This is a genomic window from Sphingomonas sp. (assembly GCF_035944535.1).
In the GTDB taxonomy this organism is placed as follows: Bacteria; Pseudomonadota; Alphaproteobacteria; order Sphingomonadales; family Sphingomonadaceae; genus Sphingomonas_B.
The window spans coordinates 106,496-115,761 of record NZ_DASZBC010000005.1; the positions used below are offsets into that span (position 1 = coordinate 106,496).

The 9,266-nt window shown below is 64.2% G+C and carries 6 protein-coding genes; 4 read left to right on the top strand and 2 right to left on the bottom strand.

What is annotated here, in order from left to right; all coding sequences use genetic code 11:
- Window positions 1–42 precede the first annotated feature (42 nt).
- Genes VGT77_RS04155 through VGT77_RS04165 form a run of 3 tightly spaced genes read left to right on the top strand, consistent with a single transcriptional unit; the run spans window position 43 to window position 4,217 of the window.
- The gene (locus tag VGT77_RS04155; protein WP_327459857.1) at window positions 43–2,694 is read left to right on the top strand and encodes a hypothetical protein; all 2,652 of its coding nucleotides are present in this window, start codon (window positions 43–45) and stop codon (window positions 2,692–2,694) included.
- Window positions 2,675–3,571, top strand: a complete 897-nt coding sequence (locus VGT77_RS04160; RefSeq protein WP_327459859.1) for a hypothetical protein — start codon at window positions 2,675–2,677, stop codon at window positions 3,569–3,571. Before VGT77_RS04155 ends, VGT77_RS04160 begins: the two co-directional genes overlap by 20 nt.
- A gap of 46 nt (window positions 3,572–3,617) precedes the next feature.
- Window positions 3,618–4,217 (top strand): hypothetical protein, encoded by a 600-nt coding sequence (locus tag VGT77_RS04165; RefSeq protein ID WP_327459861.1) that lies wholly within the window; start codon window positions 3,618–3,620, stop codon window positions 4,215–4,217.
- 191 nt (window positions 4,218–4,408) lie between these two features.
- Here VGT77_RS04165 and VGT77_RS04170 read toward each other — a convergent pair whose 3' ends face one another.
- Window positions 4,409–7,420, bottom strand: a complete 3,012-nt coding sequence (locus VGT77_RS04170) for a protein kinase domain-containing protein (RefSeq protein ID WP_327459863.1) — start codon at window positions 7,418–7,420, stop codon at window positions 4,409–4,411.
- Entirely contained in the window at window positions 7,417–8,655 is a 1,239-nt protein-coding gene (locus VGT77_RS04175; RefSeq protein WP_327459865.1) for an alpha/beta hydrolase, read from the bottom strand. Before VGT77_RS04175 ends, VGT77_RS04170 begins: the two co-directional genes overlap by 4 nt.
- A gap of 167 nt (window positions 8,656–8,822) precedes the next feature.
- On the opposite strand from VGT77_RS04175, the gene VGT77_RS04180 reads away from it, so the two are divergent.
- A complete protein-coding gene (locus tag VGT77_RS04180; RefSeq protein WP_327459867.1) occupies window positions 8,823–9,086 on the top strand; it encodes a helix-turn-helix domain-containing protein in 264 nt (87 codons plus the stop codon).
- The last annotated feature ends 180 nt before the right edge of the window (window positions 9,087–9,266 follow it).

Sequence of the window (9,266 nt, forward strand, 5' to 3'; positions counted from 1 at the left end):
CCCAGTGGATGCGCCGCTGTGCAGTAGCAGGGGGACAGTTCCATGACCGATGCCTATCGTCTCGAGCTTCCTGCGGCCCTGCAGATCAAGGGTCCGCACAATCTACGCAATGCGCCAACGGCCTATTCATTCAGTCGCAAGCGAACCATCTCCGACGATGATTTCTGGAAGGCGGTGCTGAGAGACTGCGGCGTCGATGAGACCATGATCCGGGCTGAACTGGCGAAGCGTCGACGTGAACTGTTCGAGGCGGCCTGGTTCGGAAAGGGTCCTCGCACTGACAGCGATGTGCTGGAGCGGCACATCCACGACGATCTAGACCAGCGGCCAGCCTACCTCCACGATCCAAGCACCGTGTACTCGACCAAGGTCGGCGATCAGGTCGAAGCCAAGCAGTTCATCTTCGGCCGTACGCAGGAAAGTCGGAACTTCCGCACTGCTCCTGTCGCCACGGGGGTCATCAGGATCGAAAAGGGCTGCGTGCTCCACCTCCCGACCAGCCAGGGGGAGGATCGCTGGTACCTTCCGCTTGGTCTTGCCGATGACAACACGGTCAAGCCGGTCCTCAAGGCAGAGCTCATTGGAAAGCCCGACGAGACGTGGAGCCGCATCGTCGAGCTGGTTCAGGTCTTCTATGCGCCCGCATCGGACACGGCGGCCGATGCCGCGGATCGGGCCCAGGCAGCGGCGAAGCAGTCCTTCACCGCCTTCGAGATCATCCGAGCCGACGCCGCTCTCATTCACAAGCAGTACAAGAGGCTGGAGAAGGAGAAGAAGCTCGCGGATGCTCTCGCCAGCCGGGCCGAGCAGCTCATCGCGCCCACTGGCCAGCTCTCGAGTGCGCTATTCGAGACCATTCCCGCGCTGAGCGCCCAGTACAGGTCGCTCGTCGCCGCGCAGCCGGAGGTCGACGAGCTGCTCATCAGGCTCGCCGATGCCGCCTCGGGCCTCGGCTACAAGCTGGTCGTGCTCACTCCGGAACCGATGACGTACTACGAGAACAACACCGGCGCGGCCATCAATGCTACCCTGCAGCCCGGCGAGCTCTACCGGGCCCAGCAGCGCACAGTCAGCTGGAAGACCAGCTATGAGGAGAAGGATCACTACACCCGGAACTTCTGGGGCAAGAAGAAGTGGCACTACCGCACCGTCTGGCAGACGCATGAGCGCACCTTCACCTACTACGAGCACGTCGTACCGGATTACGATCCATGGGTAGAGGCCGCGGACCTCTACCGGGCGCAGGGCTATCAGGTGTTCCTGCTTCGGCCCGGCGCGGGAGGGATGGCCACCCTCGACGGAACTACCCTCCAGGAGATCCATCGTCGATGTCTCGCCAGCGAGGCGTTCCGTTCAAAGTGCATCGTCGGCATCCCCTTCTACGAAGAGACGGTGATCGGCGAGCGGATGATGATCGGCTACCGCCTGGTCTTCCGTCCGGTCGCGCCGCTGATCAATGAGTTCTTCCCGAACATCGCCACAGAGGAGAAGCTCTCCTATCGGCTCGCCTGGACCGGCACCTCACTCGGCGAGCTGGTTGCATCGATTCCGCTCGCCCCCGGCGAGGAACGGCAGGTGACCATCACCGCTACACAGAAGTACACCACTTCCCGATCGATCAAGACCAGCTCGCTCGCCGAAGTGACGCGTGTCGACCGCCAAGATTTCGAGACGCTTTTCGAAGCCGAAGTCCGCAAGGAAAAGGAGACCACCCAGTCCGCCGGCGGGTCGGCAGGCGGTTCGTACGGTGGCTTCTCAGGATCGGCAAACTTCTCAACCTCGACGACGACCAAGGACATGAGCCGTCAGCTCAACCGTTCGGTCGCGCGCGCCTCCCAGGAGGTCACGCGCAAGAACAAGGAGAGCGTAGAGGTATCGGTGACCGAGGAGCGCGCAACCGACACGAGCACGAGCACCAGCTTCAAGGTGAAGAACATCAACGTCGGCCGCACGCTCAACATCAACCTCTTCAAGGTTATGAACGACTTCGACGCCAACCTCGTACTGGAGGACTTCGACTTCCACGTCGAGGCGGGCCCCTACCTTGCCGAGCTCGAGGAGTTCCGCGAGGAGAAGCTGTTCACGCGCTCCGACCTCTCCGACCTGTTCTCCTATCTCTCCGAACCGGGGGTCTTCCCCTACGACATCTCGCAGATCGCCGACTCGTTCTTCACCGCGTTCACCAGGCGGCTGGCTTCGTCGATCAAGGCTGAATACCAGGAGCCAGACACCGACCCCTCAGCCGAGGCGCTCAAGACGGAGGCCAACCAGGCGAAGAGCCTCCTCGAGAAAGGCATGCTCTTCGCCAGCTCCGATACTGGCGAGTCGTTCTCGACGACCACATTCCCGGCCGTCGCCTCCAAGATGCTCAAGGAGCAGTCAGGGGAAGCCGGCGACCTTGACGTCAGAAGCCTCCTGGCCCGTTCCTTCTCTACGCCGAACATGATCAAGGATGGACTGGTCAACGTTATCTTCGAGCCGACCTCATTCTCCTACGACTCCGGCGCCCTCCATGCGGACGCTCAGGTAGGCCTGATCGCATCTACGGAGCAGTTCTCGGAGCGCATGCGGGAGCTGGAGGAGAAGGGAGCGGCTGCTCAGCACGACCTCGTGCACGCGCGGGCAGAACTCCTCCGAGCCCGAGCCCAGGCGCATCTGGCTCCGAAGTCGTCGGATGGCGGCAACGGCGGCTAAGGACGTGGAGACGCGTCATACCGCGGATAATGCCGCGACCAGCCACCCCCGCACGCCACCGGAAGTGCTCGACTACGCGTCCTCGGTCCGTGACGAGAACGCTCCCATTTCGCTTATCAGAGCCAGGCAGGGGAGCGGAAACGCGTGCTGGATCCCCGCCGAGGAGCCCGCCAGGATCGAGGAGGTCCTCAAGTCGATCGTACTGAACGAGACCGGCGTGTCCGTCCGGCGATGGGCGCCGCTTCCCGGGCCGCTAGCCCGGGAGATCGCCGAGGCGCGGCAGCTCTACTGGGACAGCATCGCCACCATTCGCCAGGACTGGATCAAGGGCGGCAGCGTAGTGGACGACGCCATCGCCCGACAGCTGAGCGAGGCGCGGCTCGCGTTCCGGAACAGCATAAGATCGCGATACCCAACGACCGGGATCGCAGCCGAGGTGGCCGATGCAGCTCGCGGGGGGTATGCCGGCTATGTCGCCAAGATCGTGCAATCGCGGGAGGCCAAGCTCGCCGCGGGGGACGCATCAGGCGCGATCGCGAGCGTCTTCAGGTCCAACGCCGCCGCCGACCGGCTCGCAATCGTATCAAAGACAATGGCCCCGGCGCTCAAGGCGCTCAGCTTCGGCAGCACGATCGTCACCGCAGCGGAGATCCCCTACCGGCTCTACGAGCTGGATATCGCGACGACACGCGAGGAGCAGGACCGGGCGCTCCAGAACCTGTCGAACGCCACCGCCTCAGCCGCGATCGTAGCGGTCTGCATAGTCCTCGGGGTCAGCACTGCCGGGCTTGGCCTGCTGACCTGCGGAGTGGCGCCAGTCGCGGCCGGGTTCTACGCCGGCGACGCCGCGCTGTACGTCAGAAAGCTCATCAAGTGAGCAGAAGACCGGGACGGATCATCCCGAACACTAGAGGAGAGGCGAGATGCCAATAGTTCCTGAAACACGTCCGCGGCTCAGCTATTCCGAGCTTCTGCCGAAGGTGGAGGCGGCCGGCCTGCGCGTAGCGGATCACCCCGTCTTCGTAGCCGGCATCCGCGGCTACTATCTCCAGTCGATGGGCAATGCTGACAGGAACGACCGCGGCATCTACGACGACGCCCTCTTCCTTGTCTCACCAGCGTTCTTCGGAGCCTACAATGCGAACACCGACCCGTCCGGCCGTCGGCCGGGCACCGGCTTCGGTTCCAAGAAGGGTATGGCTCGCCTGAAGCCCGGAGTGTGGCTTGCCTACCGGTTCGACAACCATGCTGGAAGCGGTCCCGCCTATCCCGCGCTCTGCCAGCGTGCGGGCGACGTCACGGTCATCCGGGACGGCATCGACGCGGACTACGAGCATACGGGTCGCTTCGGGATCAACATCCATCGTGGTAGTCGCACCAGGACCTCGAGCCTCGGCTGCCAGACCATCTGGCCAGCGCAGTGGGATAGCTTCATCACCTCCGCCCAGGATCAGGCCAGGCGCTTTCACGGCACCTCATGGAAGCGTGTGACGATTCCCTACGTCCTCCTCGAACAAGGATGAGGCCGTCCCGAGGTCGGGCTGCGGAGGTGACGTGCTTCAGTAGGTCGATCACCGCGCCTTCGCAGTTCGACCCTCAACCCGCGGCTGACGGACAGGCAATCATGAAGATCGTTTAGCGGCCTCAGCGGTTATCCCGCTAAATCCGTGGATGAAGGAGTCGGCCTCGCATTGTTGGGCTGGCGCCGGGCTGATCAATCTTCGTCAGACAGCTCCAGGTCAAAAGCCCCTGGCAGTCCGTGCGCACGAAGCTGATCACGCAGCTCCCTGAAGCGCTCCACGCGACCGGTATTCAGGCATGCGCTTGCAAGGAGCATCCTCGCGCCCTGATCTCGCGGTCGTTGCCGCAGCACCTCTTCGAGCAGCGCCACTGCATCTTCCGGTCGATCTTGTGCCATACCGACCGCGGCTGCCGCTGCGAACGTGTCTGGATCATCGGGTGACGAGAGCCGTAGCGACCCGAGCAGCCTGCACGCGTCTTCGGTGCGGCCATGTCGCAGGGCCGCCTCGATGAGCGTCCTCGTGACGGCGGGATCATCACCTCCATCCGCCTCGATCAAGCGATGAACGACCTGCTGCTCGTCCACGAGCATATCGCTCACGGCCTCCGGCGGCACGAGCATCGACATGCTGGACAGCTGCCCGATACGCCGCCTGAGCCGACGCACCAGCTGGTTGACCTCAGTCGGCGTGCCGTCGAGTGCAATCGACCAGCCCGGCTCCACCGGGCGCATCCAGACACGCATCTCTGAAGGTGACGGGACGCCGCTCTGCACGGCCTCCATCATCAGCCTGCGGGAAATGACAGCCTCTGGAGGGACGGGCACATAGCCTGCCTCTTCGAGCTCGACGACGGCAGACTGATCCCGCGCAGCCGAACCGAAGACGGCCAGAAAGACCGTGCCGGCCCCGATCTCGCGACTATTGATCCGGGCGGCCTCCATCGTACGCGCCATCAGCCGATCCAGCTTCTGATCGGCGACCGGCGTCATACGCACGCGCTCCTCGCAGCCTTGGCAGCGATAGCACTCCCCATCGTCGCGCTGCGTCAGCATGTTGGCGGAGCAGACCGGGCACCGGGCGAACACGAACGGCCGCGACCGCGTGCTTGCGCCGCCCATCAGTCCCATGCTGTGCACGGAGATTTCGGCGGCGGCCTGCGCAAAGACCTCCGGGTAATCGGCCGCGTCGAATGCGTAATAGAAGTCGAAGAGGGTCGACCCGTCTACGCTCGAGTAACGTGCCTGGACGTGCGGCACGAGGCCCTTCCGGACCGCAGCGGAGTACTCCTTCCTGTCCGCGTCGGACCGCTGATCCGCGGCTCGGGACCCGTCATCACCCAGCCCCGAAGCCTCCTCACCGACCATCTCGGCGGTGCGATCATTGGAGACCTCATCCTCCTCTACGACGGCCGACAGGGCGGCGCCTTCTTTCTGACCGGCGACCGAGCTGGCGAGTGACACGGCTTCCTGGAACAGAGCTTCCGCCTCGTCGCTCGGCAGCCCGTCTCGAAGTACGCCGAGGAGCTCAAGGACATGCTCGCGCCTGTCGAGCAGCATGTTGCACGCAAGTGTACGGACCAGCCACTCCGGGGACTGGTGACCGAGTCCATATGCTGCGTCGAGCGACTCAATCGCGGACCCGACGTCCCGCAAGCCATCCATCAGCAGGCCACCGAGGAAGACGCGATAAGCACCGTTTCTTGGCGCCAGCTGAACCGCTCGCTGCATTGCGGCCACGGCCTCCTTCGACTGCCCTCCACGCGAGAGGGCGTCCGCCAGGATCGCCCAGGCCTCCGGCGAGTCTGACTGCCTCGAAGTAAGCTCGCGAAGGATGTTGACTGCCCGCCCTGTACTCCCCTGCTCGAGAAGGGTCGCGGCGTAGTTGCCGCGAAGCATCAGCTGCATCTCACTTGAGGCAGCGGGGATAAGGGCTTCGTAGACAGCGCGCGCATCCTCGAGCCGGCCGAGGCGCTTGTAGGCAAGGGCCATTTCGTTGGCGCCGCGCGTGCGCTCGTCGCCCTCGGGCGCGTCCACTAGAAAGGCCTCGAGATCGACTAATGCCTCCTCCTCCCGCCCGGCGAGGCAGAGCGCTGTTCCGCGCAACCGGAGCAGATCCCCCGCCATCTGGTCGGCGGGAATCCTTGAGAGTACTCGCAGCGCTCCTTGGCCATCACCCCGCTCGAGAAGAGACCGCGCGCGCACTGTCAGCAGGCGAACGTCGCCAAGTACGTCGTGCCTCGCCACGCCCGGCGCGAGGCTCGTCAGCAGGAGTACGGGATCCAGCTCGTTGCAGATGGAGTGAAGCATACGCTGCACCATGGTCATCGAAGACGGCCGATCCTCCGGCCGCTTCGCCAAGCAACGGGTGGCCAGATCTGAGAGCGCTCGCGCCAGCGGCTCTGCCTCCCTAGTCACGCAAATCGGCGGTGACGTCCTATGCATCGCCGCCAGCTCTAAGCCACCGCCAGGCCGGGGGTCGAAAGGCGGGCGCCCAGTCAGCATCTCACAGAGCGTTGCGCCGAACGCATAGACGTCCGAGGCCGGCGAGGCGACCTCCGGATCGTCCCAGCACTCCGGCGCGAGATACAGAGCTGTCCCTTGAGCGAGGTTCGAAGGACCTGCGTGCGACAGCAGGCGGGCGGCGCCGAAATCAGCGACCTGAGCAGTTCCGTCGGGTAGCAGGAGGACATTCCCTGGCTTCAGATCGCCGTGCACGATGCCAGGAAGCAGGCGGTCGCACCCGGCCATCGCGGTAGCGATCTGAAGCGACAGCGTCATGCATCGATGACTCTCAAGCCCGGCGCCCGATCTAGCGATCTCGCCCGCCAACGAAGGGTCGCCCCGGTCAGGCGAACGGACCGCCGGCATCATCAGATGAGGCTTACCGTGTGCGTTGAGTACGTCGATCAGCGGCAGGACGAACGGGGCGCCGGAAACCTCCAGCCAGCATGACGCCTCGGCCTCCACCGCCGCCTGCATGCCCGGGTCGAAGAAGTAGCTCTCTTCGAACGTCTTCAGTGCAAACGTGGGCTCGAGGGCGCCTTCCTCCAGCGAACAGAGGTGGACAACCCCCATGCCACCACGACGGGTCTCCAGTACGTGAGCTACGAGGCCTTCGTCGAAGTTGATCAGCTGCCGGCGTCGGCGCTGCGCTCGAGCGACATCGATCCCGCCGATGGTCGAGCGAATTCCGCGCCTGCTCACCTCGCCGCGCCCCCAATCGGCGGTCCTGCGGGTGTCCGCGACAGCTTCGCGGCGCTCGGTCGAGCGGAACGGGTGGCATCGACGAAGCGGTCGAACCCGGCGTCGCCCAGGAACTCAGCGAGTTGGCGCACCGTCCCTGACGCACGATCAGCGAGGATCGCAAGAAGCAGATGCCGCTCATCGACAGCCTTGGCGCGCTCCGCAGCCGCGAGCTCGGCCGCCGCTTCCAAGTGCGCGTCCTCCTCAATCGGCGGTAATGCGTGCTCCTCCCCGGGCTCCGAGGATGATTGGGTTCGAACCGCCTCGCGCAGCCAGTCACGCACTGACTCGAACCCGCCAGGCTTCACGCCTCCCAGAACGCTGGCAGCGAAGCCGGTCTGCATCGAGAAGACCGCGTCGAGCTTGTGGAACGCGCGGAATGGCAGACCGGCGGTACTGCACGCCAGCAGCCGACGATCGAGGCGGCCGCGGAGCTCCGGTTCGATCCGCGGCCGCAGCTTGGCGCGCACCTGTTGGACGAAGTCGACTAGAAGCCGATGCTGTATGGCGTCAGCGTTCACCGGCTTCGCGATCGAGAAGTGGTTGCTGTCCGGGACCTTGTAGGGCTCGCCGAAGTAGGCGGTGGCGGAGAAAGGTGGCACGACCTGACGCCGGACCAGTCCAGGCAGCGCGATGAACACGTCCTCGGCCAGCTCCTTGCCCGAGATCGCCAATCTTCCGGACGTATGCAGGTTCTTGAACTCCTTGTCGAGGTCGGCCAACCAAGCATTCGACTGCGAGAAGCGAAGGGCGTCCGCCTGTGAGTGGCCCACGAGCCGCGCTAGAGGCGCCAGCACGTTCGCGTAGCTGGAGCCAAGGGATGGCGACGCGACCAGGAACAAGCCAAGATTGATGTCTCTGAAGTCATCGGCGCGCTCGACTAGTAGCTTGCGCGCGACGATCCCTCCCATGCTGTGCGCTACGAAGACAATGGTTCGGCATGCGAGGACGCCATCGAGGGCCAATCGCTCCTTTAGGTCGTCAACCGCGTCGCTGACCCGGTAGCTCCCGCTGAAGAAACCGGTCTTGTATGAGTACACGTAGACACCGGGGTCTAGCGCGCCCTCTTCCTGCAGGATCAGCCTAGGCCAGTAAGTGCCGCTCTCGTGCCGCCAGCACGCCCCTCCGGAGGACAGGATGCCATGGATGAAGACGATGACGGTATCGTCACTCTCGCGAAGCCATTCCCCCTTCATCGCCCACCGCCTTCGTTCCGTGAACTGGATCATCGCACCAAAGCGGATGAACGCAAGGGCGGCGCCGGCTGCGCTGCGGAAGACTACGCGAGACGATAGCACAGCATGTATCGAGAGGCATTTGGCGCCTCCCGAGGCCGATCCTATAACCTGTTCGGAGGTAGATCATGGAGCGGCGGGAAGACAACCGGGAGATGGCAGGAAGCGCCAGGCTGATGCGCATCGCCGAAGGCGAAGTGCTGGGACTGACGACGGAACAGGCGGCCAGGGCCCTTAACGTCAGCGTCAGAACGCTGCAGAACTACCGGGTGCTCGGGACCGGGCCGAGCTACGTGGAGATCGGGCCAAGAATTGTGCGGTACCTGCCGGAGGACCTGGTCTCGTACATGCGCTCCCGGAGAGTCCGCTCAACAAGCGAGCGTCGGACTTGATCGTGTTCACGTCGCCGAAAGGCCTCGGCAACGCAAACGAGCCATTCTTTCTACGCGAATGGCTGGCGTGTCCGTTGGTCGGCTAGGAGCAACTGGTCGACGAACCATGAAGGTGGGCAGTTCGGCTTCTCGCCGTCATCTACGCGAGTGCAGATCAAGGTAAGAAATCTATCACTCGCT

Coding starts and splice junctions, on each gene's coding strand:
- VGT77_RS04155 (WP_327459857.1), top strand. CDS start 43: ATGACCGATGCCTATCGTCTCGAGCTTCCTGCGGCCCTGCAGATCAAG.
- VGT77_RS04160 (WP_327459859.1), top strand. CDS start 2,675: ATGGCGGCAACGGCGGCTAAGGACGTGGAGACGCGTCATACCGCGGAT.
- VGT77_RS04165 (WP_327459861.1), top strand. CDS start 3,618: ATGCCAATAGTTCCTGAAACACGTCCGCGGCTCAGCTATTCCGAGCTT.
- VGT77_RS04175 (WP_327459865.1), bottom strand. CDS start 8,655: ATGAAGGGGGAATGGCTTCGCGAGAGTGACGATACCGTCATCGTCTTC.
- VGT77_RS04180 (WP_327459867.1), top strand. CDS start 8,823: ATGGAGCGGCGGGAAGACAACCGGGAGATGGCAGGAAGCGCCAGGCTG.